Source organism: Bacillus sp. 491mf, assembly GCF_900112415.1.
Taxonomy (GTDB): Bacteria; Bacillota; Bacilli; order Bacillales; family Bacillaceae_G; genus Bacillus_A.
This window is the reverse complement of the sequence record NZ_FOLV01000001.1, coordinates 261,017-280,896: the sequence shown is the minus strand read 5'-3', so window position 1 is coordinate 280,896 and position 19,880 is coordinate 261,017. Positions and strand designations below refer to the sequence as shown.

Below are 19,880 nucleotides of genomic sequence, written 5' to 3'. Positions count from 1 at the left end.
CCCTCCTCATTATTGAAGCGGTTCTTCCTCCATTACACTCTTAATAGTAGGAATAACTTCCTTTGCTACCATTTCTCGAGTTTGACGGATCGCACTAAAAATCGATTGATCATTTGAAGAACCATGTGCTTTGATGACAGGAGCTTTCAATCCAAATAAAGCTGCTCCTCCATACTCCGAATAATCCATTTTATCTTTTAATACCATTAATTTCGGTTTTAATACCGCTGCCGCTAGTTTGCTTGTAAATGAACTCATTAACTGCTCTTTCAACATTGAGAATAAAGATATTGCAGTTCCCTCTAGTGTTTTAAGCGCAACATTTCCAGTAAATCCGTCACAAACAACCACGTCAGCTACACCTTGTAATAGGTCTCGTGATTCTATATTTCCAACAAAGTTAACCGGTGCGTCTTTTAGCATTGCGAAGACTTGTTTAGAAAGCTCGTTTCCTTTTCCTTCCTCAGTTCCAACATTCAAAAGACCTACTCGCGGATTAGAAATTCCTCTTACCTTCTCTGCATATACAGATCCCATTACAGCATATTGGTACAAATGAATTGCTTTCGCATCGACATTTGCACCGACATCTAGCATAACAAAGCCTTTTCCATCTACTGTTGGCATCGTCGGAGAAAGAGCAGGGCGCTCTATCCCTTCTATACGTCCTATTACAAACAATCCAGCTGCCATAAGAGCCCCTGTATTCCCGGCTGAAATACAAGCATCAGCTGTACCTTCTTTAACTTGCTGCGCAGCAAGTACCATAGAAGCTTGTTTTTTTCGACGCACTGCTCGTACCGGCTCATCTGTTCCTTCAATTACTTCGTCTGTGTGCAATACTGTGATACGCTCTTCGCTCGTTAAATATTTACGAATTTCATCTTCTTTTCCAACTAAAGTAATATGTAAATCTGAATATTGCTTAATTGCTTTCATTGCTCCAAGTACGACAGATTTCGGCGCATGATCGCCGCCCATTGCATCTATTGCGATTCTCATAAGTTGTTACCTTCCTCACTGTAGTTACTAGATCGATACATTTCAAAAGTGCCAGCAAAAACAAGTTCTTCCCCAACAAAGCTTTGCACTTTGACAACCGTCCGTCCTTTATCATTCTCTACATCTTCAACACGCGCTTTCGCAACAACACGCTCCCCTAATTTTACAGGACGAATATATCGAATGGTAGACTTTGCAGTTAGTGCTAATTCTTCATCAATAACCGCAACAGCTAATGAGTTTGCTTGTGCAAATAAATGATGTCCACGAGCAATTTGATTACGTTTAAAGACATGTTCTTCTTTCACTTCAAAAATAGAAATTGCATGTCTATCTAATTCTATATCAATAATTTCCCCTACCACTTCATCAAGCGGTAAAGATTTTACATCTTCTTCATGTTGTTTCGTTGCCACATGTTTTATTCGTTCTCGTAATTCTGGAATCGAAAGTTCCATTCGATCGAGACGAATTGTTTGAATACTTACTTGAAATTGTTCAGCTAATTCTTCATCCGTAATAAACGGATTTTCTTCTATTGTTTGTTGTAACAACTCTTGTCTTTCTTTTTTCTTTCTCTTTTTCATTCCGCACCATCCATTTTTATGACTAGGTACTAACAGTAGTATATAAGCATTAAATACAGAATGCAACATTTTTTTACGCATTGCGCTTTAATCCAGCTTTTCTCCTTGAAAAACACCTGATTTCTCTAAATATCTTCGCAGCATTTCATACTGTTCACTTTGCCAAAAAGCAGTCGAATCAACAAGTAGCGCAGCATCCTGCCTCGCTGTTTCTAACGCTCGATAATCATGTACCATGTCAGCTAATTTAAATTCAGGTAAACCACTTTGCTTACTCCCAAAGAAATCCCCAGGACCACGCAGTTCTAAATCTTTTTCCGATAGGACAAATCCATCATTTGTCTCTGTCATAATACGCATGCGTTCTTTTCCCGTTTCCGATTTCGGATCAGCAATTAAAATACAATAAGATTGTTCACTTCCACGTCCCACACGACCACGAAGCTGGTGAAGTTGCGATAACCCAAAACGTTCTGCATCATAAATAACCATCGTTGTTGCATTCGGTACGTTCACACCAACTTCTACAACCGTTGTCGAAATGAGAATTTGCACTTTATTTTCACTAAATTGATGCATTACTTCATCTTTCTCCTGAGAAGAAAGACGGCCATGCATTAGCCCAACTTGAAATTTTCCTTGATAGTGATGAGTCAACATACTATGCAAATCAATTGCATTTTGCACATCCAGTTTCTCCGATTCTTCAATTAATGGACAAATGACATATGCTTGTCGTCCTTTTTTTACTTCTTTCTCTACAAATCCGAGAACACGTTCAAACATATCATGTTTCGCCCAGTATGTTTCAATGACTTTACGACCCGCCGGCATCTCATCAATAATGGATACGTCCATCTCACCGAACGCAGTAATTGCTAATGTACGAGGAATTGGTGTTGCTGTCATAAATAAGACATCTGGATTTTCACCTTTTTCCCTTAACACACGACGCTGTGCTACACCGAAGCGATGTTGTTCATCCGTAATTACAAGTCCAAGCCTGTGAAATATGACTTCATTTTGAATTAAAGCATGCGTCCCAACAAGAATATCAATTTCCCCTTGTTCTAGTCTTGCTAGTATCTCGCGGCGACGCGCTCCCTTTACAGAGCTTGTTAATAATTCAATGTTCATATTAAAATGAGAAAATATAGATTCTAAAGATTGATAGTGCTGCTCTGCTAAAATTTCTGTCGGTACCATTAATGCTCCTTGATATCCAGCTAATTTCGCAGCATACAAAGCAATTGCAGCCACTACCGTTTTTCCAGAACCTACATCACCTTGCAGTAAACGATTCATTCGATACGGGGACTGCAAATCTTTCATAATTTCTGTAACAACACGACGCTGCGCATTTGTTAACGGAAAAGGAAGAGCGCCTATAAACTCCTCTAATTGTTCAAGAGATAGATCTTTTTTCGTTCCCTTCGAACTTTCCCGCTCCATTTTGCGAAGTGCTTGCATCTTCAATTGGAACAAGAAAAACTCTTCATATACGAAGCGACGACGCGCCTGTTTCATATCCTCTTGTCCACTAGGAAAATGCAAGGCATATAGTGCTTCATAACGGGATAATAACTTATAACGCGACAACAACCCTTCTGGTAACACTTCTTTCACAAAAGAACCATACTCTTTAAACGCCCCCGCAATAAACCGCCGCATTTGTTTTACCGTCAATTTCCCTTTAACTGAATACACCGGTTCTACTTCTTGTTGACGAACAACCGGCCCAAAGTGAAGTTCAGATACCGAAATCATTTGACGATGTTGATCCCATTTTCCAGATATCGTTACCGTTTCATCAATATTTAATTTCTGCTTATAGTAGGGTCTATTAAAGCATACAGCTGTAATTAAATAACGCCCCACGAGAACACGCACAGTTAGACGAGATTTCTTTTTTCCATAATATTGCAGTAGAGGTGCACTATGTACTTTACCTTCTACAGTTACTCGTTCTTCATGTTTAACTTCAGCCAAATCTTTCATCGCATAGTCTTCATAACGATACGGAAAATGCTCTAGTAAATCAGAAACCGTAAAAATCCCCATCTCATTTAGTAATACAGCTGTTTCTTCTCCAATCCCTTTCACATCCGTAATTGGAATTTGCACCACTTCATTCAAGATCTTCACGCCCCGTCAAATCTTATTCCTAACCTTTCATATATAACATACATCTTCTTTACTTGTAGGTTATATCTCAACAACGGATTACGTATTTCCGTATTCACGTTGAATACGCAATCGCTACCTCTCTTATTCTACCATAGCATCAAGAAAGCATAGTAGTCATTTCCCTTTTCCTAAATCTTATATATTCATTTAGTTTCTCGGCATATTTCCCCAAAAAGAAAGAGAGCCTCACCACATCTGCTAGCAAGGCCCTCTTCTTATATATATTTGTTCATCTCATAATAGAGTAATTACATTTTAAACAGAAATAAAGTTTTCACTTTATTCAACAGAAAAAATGAAAGAATATAGAGGTTGATTTCCATTATGAACTTCCACTTCTACATCTTCAAATTTTTCTTCTACAAACGTTACTAATGTGTCTACTTCTTCTTCTGATGCATCTTCACCCTGTAAAATTGTTAAAATTTCTGCATCTTCATCAAGCATATTTTCTAACAGTTTTTTTGCAGCTGAAATTTTCTCTGCATCTGTTGATACAATTTTTCCATCTGCAATACACATGAAGTCATCTTTATTAATTGTCACACCATCAATTTCCGTATCACGAACCGCATACGTGATTTGGCCTGTTTTCACATGAGCAAGTGCTTCGTTCATTTGCGCTTCATTTTCTTCAAGAGTTCCTGCTGGATTGAATGCAAGCATCGCTGCCATACCTTGCGGAACTGTTTTTGAACGAACAACAATTACTTCTTGATCCACTACAGAAGCTGCTTGCTCTGCAGCCATTACAATATTACCATTGTTCGGTAATATAATAACTTTTTCTGCATTCGCTTCTTCAATCGCTTTTACAATATCTTCTGTACTTGGATTCATCGTTTGACCGCCTTCAATAACTACCGTCGCTCCGATGCTTTCAAACAATTCTTTAATACCAGAACCCATTGCTACTGTTACAATTCCATAAGACTGTTTTTCTGCAGGTTTTACTTCTACATGCATCGCCGCAGGCTCATCTAATAAAGCAGTATGTTGTTCACGCATATTCTCTACTTTAATTTTGATTAAGCTTCCATAACGTTGTCCGTAATTCATCGCATCTCCAGGATGCTCTGCATGAATATGAACTTTTACGACTTCTTCATCAGATACAACAAGCAATGAATCACCATACACACTAATCTCTTCACGGAATTTTTGCTCAGAGAAATTATGTTCTTGCATCTTCTCTTCGTCTAACTTAACCATAAATTCTGTGCAGTAGCCGTATTTAATATCCTCTGTACTCAATTGGCTTTGTACACTACGGTGATGTTCTGCACGTACCATTTCGTTCATAGATGGTTGTGTTGGCTCATTAAAGGCGATTGTCTCACCTTTTAAGTCCGCTAGAAATCCTTCATAAACGACAACAAGACCTTTTCCACCGCTATCTACAACACCAACTTGTTTTAATACAGGTAATAAATCAGGTGTACGATTTAATGATGCATTCGCTTCTTTCACAACTTCTTCCATAAACAAAACAAAATCGCGCTGCTTTTTCGCAACAGTGACTGCATGTTTACTCGTTTCCCTTGCAACAGTTAAAATCGTTCCTTCAATCGGCTTCATAACTGCTTTATATGCCGTTTCTACACCCGCTTCTAACGCATCAGCAAAATCAATTGTTGTTAATTCTTCTTTTTGTTCAATGGATTTTGAAAAACCACGGAATAACTGAGATAAAATAACACCTGAGTTACCACGCGCTCCCATTAATAATCCCTTAGCTAAACTTACTCCGACTTTACCAGCGTGTTGCGAAGGATTTCCCTTCACCTCGCGCGCACCTGAAGTCATCGATAAGTTCATATTTGTACCGGTATCGCCATCTGGAACCGGAAAAACGTTTAAAGCATCAACAAGTTGAACATTGTTTGTTAAATTATTCGCTCCTTGTATGATCATTTGTGACAAACGTTTTCCATCAATTTTTTGAATTGACACAGTTCTTCCTCCTTAATGCAATTACAAGTTTATTACTTTAACTCCTTGTACGTAGATGTTTACAGAATCTACTGCTAGTCCTACCGTTTGATCCAGTGTATATTTCACTTTCGTTTGGACGTTATGTGCTACTTCTGAAATTTTTGTACCATAGCTCACGATAATATACATATCAATATGTACTTCATCTTCGTCTTTACGAACAATAACGCCTCTAGTGAAGTTTTCTTTTCGTAAAATTTCTGTCAACCCATCTTTTAATTGGTTTTTAGAAGCCATACCGACGATGCCGTAACAGTCTACTGCAGCGCCTCCAGCAATTGTTGCAATTACATCTGTACTAATATCAATTTGACCGTATTTTGTCTTAATTTCAATTGACATCTCGTTTCCCCCTTCTGAAATGGTGAAAGTGAGCTAGACTACTTTATTTACTATCATATAATCTTTTTAAAGAAAATTCCATCGTTCTTTCGTTTTGCTCTCACATTTATATAATAAAACAGCAATTTTTTATGGTGAGCAAAATAGTCCATTTTTATTATACAACATATACCACTACAATATGTCAAGTGATTTTTCTTGATTTCAGCTTTTGATTTCTTACATATAGTGTCAAGTAATTTTTCTTGATTTCTTTTTTATACACTGTTGCATTCTCTTTTTAGTTGTGTTAAATTATAGTAGTGTTTTTAGCATCGCATAAAAGACTAACATTGAAAATTACGTAAGTTACGGTAGTTAAGGGAGGGAAATATAGATGGCTCGTGTTTGTGCTATTACTGGAAGAAAAGCTCGTTCTGGTAACTCTCGTTCTCACGCAATGAACGCTACAAAACGTAAATGGGGCGCTAACCTTCAAAAAGTTCGCGTACGCATCGACGGTAAAGTTCAACGTGTTTACGTTTCTGCTAGAGCATTAAAATCTGGCAAAATCGAACGTGTTTAATAATAAAAAAGAGAGCCTGTTGGCTCTTTTTTTATTATGCTCATGAAAAAAGCACCGGTAATAGGTGCTTTTTTATCCTTTTTTAAAGGTATTCAATACCGCGCGAACAATTCCACCAAGAAATTTCGGTAACTTAATTGTATAAAATCTCATGGTTTCCCTCCTAATCCCCATTACTCCACTTGTTTACTATAGACGCCGCAACAGAAGTATTTCATCAATCAGTGCTTCTTATCACCATTAATATGCCGGAAGTAAATGAAAAAGTACCTTTTTCCGCAACGAGTTCATTACTAATACAAAGTGTCGATCCCCAGTTTATCGTTTTATCAGTAAGAGGATATTTAAAGCCACGAAGTGTAATTCCCATTACTATTTCTGTCATTGGAACAAAAGATATGTAAGGAAATGATGAATTCTCTTCAATTATATATGTGCCAAATTCTCTAACTGAGATTTCATTTTTATAATCTACAATGCTTATATTAGTATTGGATTTCAAACCTTTTATTAACATTTGAATGTTCGCTAAACTATGATCCAGCCTTCCACCTGTTGCACCAAAAATACGAATTTGTTCTGGTTGTTGCTTTAAAGCCCAGTTAATTGCAATCTCTAAATCCGTTTCATCCTTTTCTTTCGGTACAATATGCAAATCATGTTTCTGCTCTCGCATCCATTCTAGTTCCTCTTTTGTAACAGAATCATAATCACCAAACGCCACTTCTGGCATAATTCCAAACTGCAACAAATGGTATACTCCGCGATCAACAGCTGCCCATACGACCTTTTCATTCTCATATTTAGAAAAATCTGCCCAGCACTCTACTGGACCTCCAGCTAAAATATGAATAATCACGTTCTCTCTCCTCCTATAGAAAAAAGGCAATCTGCTAATAGCTAGATTACCTTCTCTTTTAAACAAAACTCCTATATATCCAATTAAATTTCCCGACATATAAACCACTGCTATGTAAAATAAAACATGACGCTACTTGCACCCTTTGTTTTAAACCTCGCATGTGGCAGGAGCAGGCCCTGACCGCTTCTATACACAGCCAGATGCTCTCGCTCCCCTAAAAAGAAAGGTTTTTTGTCGTTTTTTAACTTGTATATATATCTACTTCTACATTCTTATCCGCGAATTGCAGCAATAGCTGCTCCGCGATCTTTTTCATTATATACTGCAGATCCAGCAACAAGAACATTCGCTCCTGCTTCTACACATAGTTTTGCTGTTTCTGCATTCACGCCGCCATCAATTTCAATCTCTACTTGTAAATTACGTTCACGAACCATATCAGCGACTTGTTTCACTTTCGGCAATACAGAGTGAATGAATTTTTGTCCGCCAAACCCTGGATTTACAGTCATAAGTAGAACCATATCGATTTCTTCTAATACGTGTTCAATCATGGAAACTGGTGTATGTGGATTTAAAACAACACCTGCTTTAATGCCATGTGATTTAATTAATTGAATCGTACGATGTAAGTGCGCGCAAGCTTCTACATGTACCGTAATAATATCCGCTCCTGCTTTCGCAAAAGCCTCAATGTACTGATCCGGATTTTCAATCATAAGATGAACATCTAATGGTAAAGAAGTAATTGGACGAATAGCTTCCACAATTAACGGTCCAATTGTAATGTTCGGAACAAAATGTCCGTCCATTACATCGACATGTATGTAATCTGCTCCGCCTTTTTCTACATCTTTAATTTCTTCTCCCAATCTTGAAAAATCTGCTGATAAAATCGATGGTGCAATTTTAATCATAATTAATACCTCGGCTTTCTCTCTCTAATTTCTTCAATAAACTGCACATAGTGCTCATAACGATAGTTTGTAATATTCCCTTCTTCTACCGCTTCTTTCACCGCACATTTCGGTTCAGAAAGGTGTGTACAACCTCTAAATTTACAGTATTGACTCCGTTCTTTCAACTCTGGAAAACAATATGTGAGATCTTCTACTTCTATATCGATGAAATCGAGTGAACTAAATCCAGGTGTATCCGCCACAAGTCCACTCCCTACTTCAATTAATTCTACATGTCTTGTCGTATGCTTACCTCGCCCTAAATGAGCTGAAATCCCACTCGTTTTTAGCGCTAAATCTGGACGTAATACATTTAAAAGCGACGATTTCCCTACACCAGATTGTCCTGCTACAACGGAAACACACCCTTCTAAAAACGGCTTTAATACATCTATACTTTCTGATGTTGTCGTTGAAGTGAATACAACATCATATCCAATTGCAATGTAATCCTTTGCATATGCTTCAATCTTTTCACGCGTTTTCACATCTACTAAATCCATCTTACTAATACAAATAATCGGCTTAATGTTATGAAACTCAATTAAAACTAAAAACCGATCTAATAGTAATGGATTGAATTCTGGCTCTACAGCTGAAAACACAAGAAGTGCTTGATCGATATTCGCAATCGGTGGACGCACAAGCTCATTTTTTCGTTCTAATATCTCTAGAACATATCCTTCACTCGGGTTATCGGCTTGAAATACAACTTGATCACCAACAAGCGGTGTAATCTTATGTTTACGAAATACACCACGTCCTCGGCACTGTGTGATCTCTTCTTCATGCTGCACATAGTAGAACCCACTTAAAGCTTTTATAATTTTCCCTTCTGGCATACATTCTCTCCTTTTTTTACCTTGTTCTAAAAGACATAAAAATAGCTATTCATAATACACTTTAGAACGAGATTCGCTCAACTCACCATTTATAATTATTTTTAATAGGAGTTTCACTTTATTGCGTTGGATACAAAACTTCTTTTTCAATTAAGGTCGTTCCATCACGAACAATTTTGTAACGCCCTTTTTTTCCTTCTTGAATAATAAACTCAAGAGAGACTGTCGTTGACTCTGTTATTGTTCTCGTTTCAAGCGGTTTATCCATAGTATTTTGCATATCTTCTTTATATATTTCAATTTTTTGTGGTGTTTTCTCTCCAGTTGCTGGCCCTTGATACTGAATTGGAATATTATCAACTTTTACAATTTTTGTTGGTTTTTCTTTTTGTCCCTCAGAGACAGTAATTGTTACTTTTGCCCCTTCTTTTAAATTCGTATCTGGCTTTGGTGATTGGGAAATAACTAGCCCCTTATCCACTTTATCGGAATACTCTCTCTTTATTTCCGGCACAAGTTTTTTCTCATTTAAATAGCTATTCACGCTACTTTCTGTCCAACCGGAAAAATCGGCGAGGCTAATTTGTTTTGGCCCTTTACTAATCCACACCTTTACCTCTTGCTCTTCTTCTATAATATCTTGTCCTGCTTCTGGACTTTGTAACACAATTTCACCGCGCGGCTTTTCACTTTCAATATAATCAGGAACAACCCCTTTATATGAAGTCAATCCATCTTTAATCTTTTCATAATCTTGCCCTATCAAATTAGGCATTTTTTTCTTTTGCTTTCCACCAGATTTAAAAATTGTAATTTTTGTATTTTCTCGTACAACTCGTCCTGCCGCTGGACTTGTTTTAATAACCTTACCTTCTTCCACTTCATCTGTATATATAACTTGAGGTGACGTCAAGTCGAATCCTTTAAGTGTATTCACTGCTGTTTCATATGTCATTCCAGATACATCTGGCACTTTGACTTCTTTTGGAATAAAGAAACCTGGTATCACCGTCACTGCTAATATTCCACAAACAACTAAAAATAGGAACGTCGTTAATAAAATTTTAAGCCAACGATTGCTTTTTTTCTTTTTCTTTTTTTGTTCTTCTTCTGGTTTATCCTGCTGTTTTTCTTCTTTCGACTTTCCAGCTAAAACAATTGTTTCTTCAGTATTTGCACTTATTAACTGTTCCTGCTGAATGATAGGAATCGCTTTTGTGGCTTCCATATCTTCTGGTATATAGAAAGGTTGTTCATTTATTCGCTCTGGATATAATGCAGTTTCAATATCACGTTTCATTGCATTTACAGACTGATAACGATGAAACGGATCTTTCGCTGTTGCCTTTAAAATAATATTTTCTACACTTTGTGGAATATCAGGGTTCCACCTTTTTGGAGATGGTGTTTCATTTTGCAAATGTTTCAGTGCAATAGAAACAGCAGATTCTCCGGAAAACGGCGGCCTTCCAGTTAATAATTCAAACATTACAATTCCAAGAGAATAAATGTCTGATTGCTTATTTGCAACACCACCTCTTGCCTGTTCAGGAGATAAATAATGAACAGAACCAAGAACAGAATTTGTATGTGTTATGGTAGTTGCACTTGTTGCGGTTGCAATCCCAAAATCTGTAACCTTTACAACACCATCATTTCGAATTAAAATATTGTGAGGCTTAATATCACGGTGGACAATTTCAAAATGATGCGCATGAGCCATCGCAGCAGTTAATTGCTCCATAATATTAATCGCTTCTTCTACAGGAAGAAGACCTCGCTGTTGTATATATTGTTTTAACGTTTGACCTGGTACATACTCCATAACAAGATAATAGATTCCATCTTCTTCTCCAACATCATACATATTCACAATATTTGGATGCGATAGCGTTGTAACCGACTGTGCTTCTCGATGGAAACGCTTAATAAATTCCTCATTATTGGAATAGTCAAGTCGCAACATTTTTACAGCTACATCACGATCGAGTATGTCATCATGCGCCAAATATACATTGGCCATTCCTCCTCCGCCGATCATTTTAAGTAGCTTGTAACGGTCATTTAGGCGTCTTCCAATCATCACGTTGTCATTCACCTACTTTCGTTCGCCGAGTCCGCATAATCAATAATGACAAGAGTAATATTGTCTTCTCCTCCAAAATCATTTGCAAGCCGCACAAGCTGCACACTTTTTGTTTGCAGAGGTTCATTAGACTGTAAAATTTCTTTCATATTACTCATTGCAACTTTATTAGATAACCCATCCGAGCAGAGTAACAACTGATCTCCCTCTTCTAATACTAAGGTTTTCACATCTAATATAACGGTTTCTTCCGTTCCAAGCGCCCTAAGTAAAACATTTTTTCTTGGATGATATTCAGCATCTTCTTTGGAAATTTCCCCATGCCGAACGAGTTCATTTACAAGGGAATGGTCTTCTGTAACAAGTGACATATAATCATCTGATAGCATATAACAGCGACTATCTCCAATATGACCAATCGTTACAAAAGTATCCGTACATATAGCAGCAACGATTGTTGTTCCCATTCCACTGCATTCTGGATGTTCTCCAGAATATTTATATACTCGTTCATTAATAATTTGTGCATGATTATGTAACCATTGTTCTGCTTTTTTAGGCTTATCCATATTGTACGTTTGTTTCCAGTAGTCATGGAACAGTTGGATTGCCATCGAGCTAGCAACATCACCTGCTCGATGACCTCCCATTCCATCTGCTACAACCGCTAAAATATCTCCATCTAAATTATGAAATACTCCTGCACTATCTTCATTATGTTGACGAACTTTTCCCTTATCTGATAGAAACACGGTTTTCATCATCTCACCTCGTCTCTTCTTTGCGCTCCTTTGCACGCAATTGACCGCAGGCTGCATCAATATCATGACCTTGCTCGCGACGAATTGTTACGTTAACTCCACGATCTTTTAATGTTTTTTCAAACAAGAAAATTTGTTCACGTGGTGTTCTCACATAATCGCGTTCTGGTACATAGTTAACCGGAATTAAGTTAACATGACATTTTACACCTTTTAACAGCTGAGCTAACTCTTCAGCATGTTCGACTTGGTCATTTTCTCCTCCAAATAAGCCATATTCAAACGTAACACGGCGCCCTGTTTTTTCAGTATAATATTTAATAGCTTCCATTAAATCTGGCAGCTTGTACGCTCGGTTAATTGGCATTAATTTTGAACGCAGCTCTGTATTTGGAGCATGTAAAGAAACCGCAAAATTAATTTGTATATTTTCTTCAGCAAACTTATAAATTTTCGGGATAATTCCACTTGTTGATACCGTCATATGACGAGCCCCAATGTGAAGACCTTTTTCATGATTCACGATGCGTAAAAACGCCATTAAACTGTCATAATTATCAAACGGTTCTCCGATTCCCATTACAACAAGGGAGCTAACACGCTCATCTGAAGCGTCTAACTCACGTTGTACTTCAACTACTTGCGCAACAATCTCACCAGCTTCTAAATTACGTTTTAAGCCGCCTAGTGTTGACGCACAAAATGTGCAGCCAATTCGGCACCCAACTTGTGTTGTCACACAAATTGAATTTCCATATTCATGGCGCATTAATACTGTTTCAATCGAATAACCATCATGCAGTTGGAATAAAAATTTAATCGTTCCATCTGAAGATGTTTGTTTTACTAATGTTTTTAAAGTCGTAATATCAAAGGAATTCGACAATTTTTCACGCAATCCTTTAGAAAGGTTTAACATATCCTCAAAAGTTGTTACTCTTTTTTTGTATAGCCAATCAAAAATTTGACTGGCACGGAATTTAGGTTCTCCTTGTTCCTTTAACCATTGTTCCATATCATGAAGCTGCAAGGAATAAATAGATGGCTTTTTCTCTTCTAATTCTTTCTTTTGTTTTTTTACAGTAGTTTCCATGATGCTACACCTTCTTTCTTAAACAAGCAATATAAAATCCATCCGTTGCAAAGTAATGTGGCAAAATTTGCACTTCACCATTAACTACATAAGGATGCACAGCTTTTGGTAATCGGTCTTTCATTGTTGCATCCCATTCAAATTCAGGATGTGATTGTAAAAACTGCTCTATTACTTGTTCATTTTCTACTTTCTCAATTGTACACGTACTATAAACAAGGCGTCCTCCCTTTTTCAACAAAGGAGCTACCTTTTCTAAAATAGATAGTTGAATATTAGCAAGTCTTTCACTATCTTCTTTCTGTTTCCCTATTTTAATATCTGGTTTACGGCGGATTACTCCAAATCCAGAACACGGTGCATCTACTAATACTTTATCAAAGCTTTCTTGTTCAAAATGTTCTTGCACTTTCCGTGCATCAAGAGCTTTCGCTTCTACATTTTCTAATTCAAGACGCTTTGCTTGCTGCTGAATTAAACGCACTTTATGTGGGTGTAAGTCAAGAGAAATAACTTTCCCCGTTCCTCCCAATCGTTCTGCAATATGCGTCGTTTTCCCACCAGGAGCAGCGCAGCTATCTAGAACTATATCTCCTGCCTCTGGATCAAGCACACGAGCTACAAGCATAGAACTTTCATCTTGAATAGATAACATCCCTTCTTGAAATGCTCCTGTATGAGCTACATTCCCTTTTTCAATTTGGATCGCATCTTCCGATAAATCGCCATGTTTTGCTTGAATTCCTTCTGTTTCTAACATTTTGAGCGCATCTTCTCTAGACGCTTTCGCTACGTTAACGCGAGCTGTCGGAACTGGCGGGAGTAAGTTTACTTCGCACATTTGCTTTGCCGTTTCAATTCCGTATGCTTCTATCCATTCTTTAACAAGCCATTCTGGATGACTTGTTGCAATAGCAAGACGCTTTTCCGGACTTTTAATCTCATCTAGTGATGGAATACCTTCACGCTGAATCGAACGAAGTACTCCATTCACAAGTCCGGCGATTCCTTTATGGCCACGACGCTTCGCAATTTCAACCGCTTCATGAATGGCTGCCCGTTCTGGAACACGATCTAAATACAACATTTGATATAAAGAGAGACGAAGCAATACTTTTACCCACAGTTCAATCTTTTTTCGTAAAAACGGCTGTAAATAATAATCAAGTGTATCGCGTCGTTGAATTGTTCCGTATACAATTTCAGTTAACAATCCAACGTCTTTTTTATCAATACTATTTTTTTCAATAAGGTTGTTTAAAAGCAAATTGCTATATGCGCCGCTTTTTTCAACTTGCGTTAAACCGTCAAGAGCTAATTCACGAACGTTTTGTTTCATGCGTCTTCTCCTAACTTCGTACCTATTTCAGGCTTTGTTCCACGTAAAAATTGCGAACAGTCCATACGTTTTTTACCAGATGGTTGCAACTCAGTAATCTTAATTGCCGTTGCATTTCCTGTAGCCACAACGAAACCATCTTCTTCAATTGCAACAACTGTTCCAGCTTCAGCTTTTTCTGTGACAGGAACTTTTTCTCCCCACCATACTTTTACAACCTGTCCTGCTAATGTCGTATAAGCAACTGGCCAAGGATTTAAGCCACGAATATGATTGTAAATCTCTTCTCCAGTTTTCGACCAATCAATCTTTTCCTGCTCACGTTTAATATTATAAGCAAATGTTGCTTCTTCCTCATTTTGTTTAATTGGTTCTAACTTTCCTTGTATTAAAAGCGGCACCGTTTTAGATAATAACTGAGCTCCAGCTACGCTTAATTTATCAAATAATGAGCCGGTTGTTTCGCGTTCGGTAATTTCGACTTCTACTTGCGTTAAAATATCACCCGCATCTAATTTTTCAACCATATACATGATCGTAATGCCTGTTTTCTCTTTTCCTTGCATAATCGAATAATGAATAGGTGCACCGCCGCGAAGTTCTGGAAGTAACGAAGCATGTACATTAATACATCCATATTTCGGCGCTTCTAAAATTTCATTTGGAACGATTTGTCCGAATGCAGCTGTCACAATCAAATCTGGCTCTAATGCCAATACCTTTTCATATTCATCTTTTTCACGAATCTTTAACGGTTGCAATACCGGAATACCATGTTTTTCTGCTTCAACTTTCACAGGCGTTGGGGTTAATACTTTTTTTCTACCTACTGGACGATCTGGCTGCGTCACAACACCAATCACATCATATCCATCTTCAATAAGACGACGAAGCACCGGCACTGAAAAGTCCGGTGTTCCCATAAATACAACTTTCACCATTTGAAAAACTCTCCTTTTACATCTCTTCTAATTCATTTTCCTCATAATATCGCGTTACTTTCGATGTAAATAACACACCATGTAAATGATCGATTTCATGTTGAATTGCACGGGCCAAAAAGCCGTCTGCTTCTAATAAATACACTTTACCACGACGATTTTGGGCACGTACTTTAATATACTCAGCACGTGTTACATCACCAAAAAGCCCCGGAAAACTTAAGCAGCCTTCGGGACCTACTTGTTCACCACGTTTTTCTAAAATAACAGGATTAATTAATTCAATCTTCCCGTTATCATCATCAATGTCTACAACAGCAACTTGCATACTAACACCAACTTGCGGCGCTGCTAATCCAACACCATCCGCAATTAACATTGTTTCGTGCATATCTTTTAAAAGCTTCACTAACTTTTTATCAAAATTAATAACACGTTCACACGGTGTTTCTAATACTTCATTTGGATGTTTTACAATTTCTAATGTTGCCATACTACTCTCCTTTTCAACATACAATCAGATTGAAACTTCCATCAATGGAGGCAACTCCATTGATGATTTGCTTGCCTATTCAGGCACATGCCAGCAGTACGGGCAACGAGGACCTTCTTCCTAGCTTATAAAAGTTTCACTCTATTTTATCCATTTGCCTCTAAATTCAGCTCTACTACATCAACATAGTTGGATTAAAATCAATTGAGATTTGCAAGTCTTTTTGCATTTCTGCCTGATAATGTTCATTTACCATTTTAAGCACGTACTTTAAGTTTGGTTCCCGTTTGTATTTTATCATGCATTGGTATCGATATCTATCTTTTATACGAGGAATTGCCGAAGCAACTGGACCTAAGATCATCGTTTGCTGTGAGCAATGTTGTCGTAAAAAACCAACAATTTTTTCTGTTACCTGCACTGCTTTTAATAATTCCGGGTGAGATACTGTAACTAACGTAACATAATAATATGGTGGATATTGCCGCATTTTCCTCATATACATTTCACGCTCAAAAAACAAATCATACTTCTGCTTTTTTGCTAATTCTATACTATAATGTTCAGGTGTATACGTTTGAATGACTACTTCTCCTGGAAGCTCGTGACGTCCAGCTCGGCCACTTACTTGCGTTAAAAGCTGATACGTTTTTTCACTTGCCCGGAAATCCGGCAAATGCAACATTGTATCTGCTGTTAATACACCTACAAGCGTCACATTTGGAAAATCAAGACCTTTCGCAATCATCTGCGTCCCAAGTAATATATCAGCTTCTCCTGCCCCAAATGACTTCAGGAGCTTTTCATGCATCCCTTTACGACTTGTCGTATCCACATCCATTCGAATAACGCGTGCTTCTGGAAACAATTTTGTAATTTCTTCTTCAACCTTTTGTGTCCCTGTCCCAAAGAAGCGGATATGGGAGCTATTACAAGCAGGACAAGCATTCGGTAAATGTTCCTCATAACTACAGTAATGACATTTCAAACGGTTATTCATTCTGTGATATGTAAGCGAAATATCACAGTGTGGACATTGTACGACATATCCGCAATCACGACACATAACAAATGTCGAATGCCCTCTTCGATTTAAAAAAAGCACCATTTGTTCTTTTTTCTCTAATCGATCCGCTATCTTCTCATGAAGAAGCTGAGAAAACATAGAACGATTACCATCACGAAGCTCTTCTCTCATATCAATAATCTCAACTGCAGGCAAATCCTTTTCATTCATCCGCTTCGCCATTGTAAGCAGTTTATATACACCTTTTTGAGCGCGAGCAAACGATTCTAGTGTAGGCGTAGCACTTCCTAACACAACAGGACAATTGTGATATTCTCCCCGCCGAATCGCAACAGAACGTGCATGGTAGCGTGGATTATCCTCCTGTTTGTAACTCGATTCATGTTCTTCATCAATAATTATAATTCCTAAATTCTCAAATGGTGCAAAAATTGCTGAACGCGCCCCTACAACTACTTTGACTTCTTTCCGTAAAATCTTACGCCATTCATCATATTTTTCACCAACAGACAATGCACTATGAAGAACTGCCACTTGCGAGCCAAAACGCCCTTTAAAACGATCCACCATTTGCGGCGTTAACGAAATTTCAGGCACAAGTACTATGGCTTCTTTTCCTTTGCTAAGTACTTCTTCAATTGACTGTAAATAAACTTCTGTTTTTCCGCTCCCTGTGACACCGTACAGTAAAAACGTCTCATGCTGCTCTTCAGTAATGGTGGTTAAGATTGGTGCAATTACTTGTCGTTGCTCTTCTGTAAGCGGGAATGGCTTTGTGCGTTCGAAAGCATCATCATCATAGGGATTTCGATATACTTCCACATATTTTTCAGCTAACAAACCTTTTTTCACAAGTGATTTAATGGGAGCATCCGTCATTTGCAATTCTTCCATTACTATTTTTAACGGTACAGGCTGATAGTGTTCCATGAAATAATACAATACATCCTGCTGCTTTTTACTCTTTAGATGAAAAGCCGTTTCCTCCAATTCTTCAAAAGGCAAAACAGGTTGAATCATTTTTTGTTTTTTCTTTTGCGCCTTATCTTTTACTTCATAAACAACTTCAACAGTCCCTTTTGCAATTTCTGTTTGCACTGCACGGTACAACTGCGGCCATTCATCAAGTACATTCCAATCGATACTTTCTTTTCCTTGAAAGAGCTGCTTCACATTGGTCGCTACGTCTTCGGGCCGATGAAGACGTAGCTGTTTTTTATATGTCGCTTTAATTGCTGTTGGCAACATAACTTGGAACGCTGAAATTGTAAAACAAAGTGTTTCTTCTGTAAGCCAATTTCCAAGCTGTAGTAATTCCTCATTTAATACAGGTGTTACATCTAACAATTCATGTAATGTTTTCAACTTATTTACATCTACATCTACTGTATCTTTTATCCCAATGACAAATCCTTGTAATTTTCGCGGTCCAAAAGGAACAACAACTCGCATACCCGTTTGAACAAAATCTTCCCAACGTTTAGGAATAATATAATCGAATGGCCTATCCGTTTGCCTTGCTGGAACATCGACAATTACGCTTGCAAATTTCATGCAGGATCATCTTCCAACATTTTTTCAACATGCAGTAATATTTCTCGCGCTACTTCCTGCTTTGTTAATAATGGCAATTCAACCACGGCGCCATTTCGTTTATACATCGTCACAATATTTGTGTCCGTACCAAATCCTGCCCCTTCTGCTTTTACATCATTCGCAACAATTATATCAGCATTTTTTTCGCGTAATTTTTTCGTTGCATATTCTTCAACGTTTGTTGTTTCTGCTGCAAAACCAATGAGTAATTGATGTTCTTTTCGCTCACCTAATGTTTTCAAAATATCTGTCGTTCTTTCTAATTCAATAACTGTATCTCCGCTTTTCTTTTTCATCTTCTCATCGCACACAAACTTTGGACGGTAATCTGCTACTGCTGCTGTTTTAATTACAACATTCATATTAGCATAATGATGTAAAACCGCCTCTAACATATCTTGTGCTGATTCCACTTGTATTGTTGTTACATTCGCAGGCGGTGTTAGCGCTGTTGGACCAGAAATAAGAATGACTTCTGCACCAAGATTCGCCGCAACTTCCGCAAGTGCATATCCCATTTTGCCAGAAGAAAAATTCGTCATAAAACGAACTGGATCAATTTTTTCACGTGTCGGGCCAGCTGTCACCAATATTCGTTTCCCTTGCAGCGGCTTCTCTTCTGAAAAATGCTTCTCTAACATAGTTACAATGTTTTCTGGTTCTTCTAACCGACCTTTAGCAACATATCCGCAAGCTAAAAAGCCCTCTCCAGGCTCAATAAATGTATAGCCTAACTGTTTTAGCATTTGCATATTTTTTTGGACAACTGGATTTTCATACATATGAACGTTCATCGCAGCTGCAATCCACACTGGAGCTGTTGTCGCGAGAAGCGTCGTTGAAACCATATCATCGGCAAGACCATTTGCGAATTTACCAATGATGTTTGCTGTCGCCGGTGCAACAAGTACAAGATCAGCCCAATCTGCTAAATCAATATGAGCAATGACTGCTGAATCCTTTTCATCAAATGTATCTGTGTATACATCATGGCGAGAAAGTGCTTGAAATGTAAGCGGTGTAACAAACTTCGTTGCCGATTCACTCATTATTACTTTTACAAGCGCACCTGCCTGTGTTAATTTACTTGTTAGCGCAGCTGCTTTAAATACAGCAATGCCCCCCGTAACACATAAAAGTATTTTTTTCCCTTTTAGCATAAGTCTCGTCCTCTTTCTTTCATCATCCTTAACCCAATTCGAA

Annotated in this window: 18 protein-coding genes; 1 reads left to right on the top strand and 17 read right to left on the bottom strand. The window is 37.8% G+C overall.

The annotated features are described in order from the left end of the window. Positions 1-9: 9 nt before the first annotated feature. The 5 genes from plsX to BM211_RS01465 all read right to left on the bottom strand — a co-directional run bounded on the left by plsX (position 10) and on the right by BM211_RS01465 (position 6,113). A complete protein-coding gene (plsX, locus tag BM211_RS01485; protein WP_035429023.1) occupies positions 10-1,002 on the bottom strand; it encodes a phosphate acyltransferase PlsX in 993 nt (330 codons plus the stop codon). After that, positions 999-1,589 carry a transcription factor FapR gene (gene fapR, locus BM211_RS01480; protein ID WP_035429920.1) on the bottom strand — a complete coding sequence of 197 codons (591 nt, stop codon included), beginning with the start codon at positions 1,587-1,589 and terminating at the stop codon, positions 999-1,001. The genes plsX and fapR overlap by 4 nt, the downstream gene beginning before the upstream one ends. A gap of 87 nt (positions 1,590-1,676) precedes the next feature. Continuing rightward, positions 1,677-3,725, bottom strand: coding sequence for an ATP-dependent DNA helicase RecG (gene recG, locus BM211_RS01475; protein ID WP_035429025.1), 2,049 nt, complete (start codon positions 3,723-3,725; stop codon positions 1,677-1,679). A 330-nt stretch (positions 3,726-4,055) separates the two neighbouring features. Next, positions 4,056-5,729: a DAK2 domain-containing protein gene (locus BM211_RS01470; RefSeq protein WP_035429028.1), complete on the bottom strand. Its 1,674-nt coding sequence runs from the start codon at positions 5,727-5,729 to the stop codon at positions 4,056-4,058. Positions 5,730-5,750: 21 nt separating this feature from the next. Further along, complete coding sequence (locus BM211_RS01465) at positions 5,751-6,113, bottom strand: Asp23/Gls24 family envelope stress response protein (protein ID WP_000021111.1); 363 nt, start codon at positions 6,111-6,113, stop codon at positions 5,751-5,753. Positions 6,114-6,489: 376 nt separating this feature from the next. Between BM211_RS01465 and rpmB the strand changes: the two genes are divergently transcribed. Further along, positions 6,490-6,678 (top strand): 50S ribosomal protein L28, encoded by a 189-nt coding sequence (rpmB, locus tag BM211_RS01460; RefSeq protein WP_000124776.1) that lies wholly within the window; start codon positions 6,490-6,492, stop codon positions 6,676-6,678. A 72-nt stretch (positions 6,679-6,750) separates the two neighbouring features. Here rpmB and spoVM read toward each other — a convergent pair whose 3' ends face one another. The 12 genes from spoVM to coaBC all read right to left on the bottom strand — a co-directional run bounded on the left by spoVM (position 6,751) and on the right by coaBC (position 19,837). Further along, positions 6,751-6,831 (bottom strand): stage V sporulation protein SpoVM, encoded by an 81-nt coding sequence (gene spoVM, locus BM211_RS01455; RefSeq protein ID WP_020059192.1) that lies wholly within the window; start codon positions 6,829-6,831, stop codon positions 6,751-6,753. A 64-nt stretch (positions 6,832-6,895) separates the two neighbouring features. Continuing rightward, positions 6,896-7,537: a thiamine diphosphokinase gene (locus tag BM211_RS01450; protein ID WP_035429030.1), complete on the bottom strand. Its 642-nt coding sequence runs from the start codon at positions 7,535-7,537 to the stop codon at positions 6,896-6,898. A 275-nt stretch (positions 7,538-7,812) separates the two neighbouring features. Continuing rightward, positions 7,813-8,457 (bottom strand): ribulose-phosphate 3-epimerase, encoded by a 645-nt coding sequence (rpe, locus tag BM211_RS01445; protein WP_035429032.1) that lies wholly within the window; start codon positions 8,455-8,457, stop codon positions 7,813-7,815. 2 nt (positions 8,458-8,459) lie between these two features. Continuing rightward, a complete protein-coding gene (rsgA, locus tag BM211_RS01440) occupies positions 8,460-9,341 on the bottom strand; it encodes a ribosome small subunit-dependent GTPase A (RefSeq protein ID WP_035429033.1) in 882 nt (293 codons plus the stop codon). Between the two features lie 118 nt (positions 9,342-9,459). After that, the gene (gene pknB / locus BM211_RS01435; protein ID WP_035429036.1) at positions 9,460-11,427 is read right to left on the bottom strand and encodes a Stk1 family PASTA domain-containing Ser/Thr kinase; all 1,968 of its coding nucleotides are present in this window, start codon (positions 11,425-11,427) and stop codon (positions 9,460-9,462) included. 8 nt (positions 11,428-11,435) lie between these two features. Continuing rightward, complete coding sequence (locus tag BM211_RS01430) at positions 11,436-12,188, bottom strand: Stp1/IreP family PP2C-type Ser/Thr phosphatase (RefSeq protein WP_090994998.1); 753 nt, start codon at positions 12,186-12,188, stop codon at positions 11,436-11,438. A 4-nt stretch (positions 12,189-12,192) separates the two neighbouring features. Next, the gene (gene rlmN / locus BM211_RS01425) at positions 12,193-13,281 is read right to left on the bottom strand and encodes a dual-specificity RNA methyltransferase RlmN (protein ID WP_035429038.1); all 1,089 of its coding nucleotides are present in this window, start codon (positions 13,279-13,281) and stop codon (positions 12,193-12,195) included. A gap of 4 nt (positions 13,282-13,285) precedes the next feature. Beyond that, positions 13,286-14,620: a 16S rRNA (cytosine(967)-C(5))-methyltransferase RsmB gene (gene rsmB, locus BM211_RS01420; protein WP_090994679.1), complete on the bottom strand. Its 1,335-nt coding sequence runs from the start codon at positions 14,618-14,620 to the stop codon at positions 13,286-13,288. Further along, positions 14,617-15,561 (bottom strand): methionyl-tRNA formyltransferase, encoded by a 945-nt coding sequence (fmt, locus tag BM211_RS01415; RefSeq protein WP_035429042.1) that lies wholly within the window; start codon positions 15,559-15,561, stop codon positions 14,617-14,619. The genes rsmB and fmt overlap by 4 nt, the downstream gene beginning before the upstream one ends. Before the next feature lie 16 nt (positions 15,562-15,577). Beyond that, on the bottom strand, positions 15,578-16,054 hold the full coding sequence (def, locus tag BM211_RS01410; protein ID WP_035429043.1) for a peptide deformylase: 477 nt from the start codon (positions 16,052-16,054) through the stop codon (positions 15,578-15,580). A gap of 175 nt (positions 16,055-16,229) precedes the next feature. Then, complete coding sequence (priA, locus tag BM211_RS01405) at positions 16,230-18,635, bottom strand: primosomal protein N' (protein WP_090994676.1); 2,406 nt, start codon at positions 18,633-18,635, stop codon at positions 16,230-16,232. Beyond that, on the bottom strand, positions 18,632-19,837 hold the full coding sequence (gene coaBC, locus BM211_RS01400; RefSeq protein ID WP_090994673.1) for a bifunctional phosphopantothenoylcysteine decarboxylase/phosphopantothenate--cysteine ligase CoaBC: 1,206 nt from the start codon (positions 19,835-19,837) through the stop codon (positions 18,632-18,634). The genes priA and coaBC overlap by 4 nt, the downstream gene beginning before the upstream one ends. Positions 19,838-19,880: the final 43 nt, after the last annotated feature.

Coding starts and splice junctions, on each gene's coding strand:
- plsX (WP_035429023.1), bottom strand. CDS start 1,002: ATGAGAATCGCAATAGATGCAATGGGCGGCGATCATGCGCCGAAATCT.
- fapR (WP_035429920.1), bottom strand. CDS start 1,589: ATGAAAAAGAGAAAGAAAAAAGAAAGACAAGAGTTGTTACAACAAACA.
- BM211_RS01465 (WP_000021111.1), bottom strand. CDS start 6,113: ATGTCAATTGAAATTAAGACAAAATACGGTCAAATTGATATTAGTACA.
- rpmB (WP_000124776.1), top strand. CDS start 6,490: ATGGCTCGTGTTTGTGCTATTACTGGAAGAAAAGCTCGTTCTGGTAAC.
- spoVM (WP_020059192.1), bottom strand. CDS start 6,831: ATGAGATTTTATACAATTAAGTTACCGAAATTTCTTGGTGGAATTGTT.
- rpe (WP_035429032.1), bottom strand. CDS start 8,457: ATGATTAAAATTGCACCATCGATTTTATCAGCAGATTTTTCAAGATTG.
- rsgA (WP_035429033.1), bottom strand. CDS start 9,341: ATGCCAGAAGGGAAAATTATAAAAGCTTTAAGTGGGTTCTACTATGTG.
- BM211_RS01430 (WP_090994998.1), bottom strand. CDS start 12,188: ATGAAAACCGTGTTTCTATCAGATAAGGGAAAAGTTCGTCAACATAAT.
- rlmN (WP_035429038.1), bottom strand. CDS start 13,281: ATGGAAACTACTGTAAAAAAACAAAAGAAAGAATTAGAAGAGAAAAAG.
- rsmB (WP_090994679.1), bottom strand. CDS start 14,620: ATGAAACAAAACGTTCGTGAATTAGCTCTTGACGGTTTAACGCAAGTT.
- fmt (WP_035429042.1), bottom strand. CDS start 15,561: ATGGTGAAAGTTGTATTTATGGGAACACCGGACTTTTCAGTGCCGGTG.
- def (WP_035429043.1), bottom strand. CDS start 16,054: ATGGCAACATTAGAAATTGTAAAACATCCAAATGAAGTATTAGAAACA.
- priA (WP_090994676.1), bottom strand. CDS start 18,635: ATGAAATTTGCAAGCGTAATTGTCGATGTTCCAGCAAGGCAAACGGAT.
- coaBC (WP_090994673.1), bottom strand. CDS start 19,837: ATGCTAAAAGGGAAAAAAATACTTTTATGTGTTACGGGGGGCATTGCT.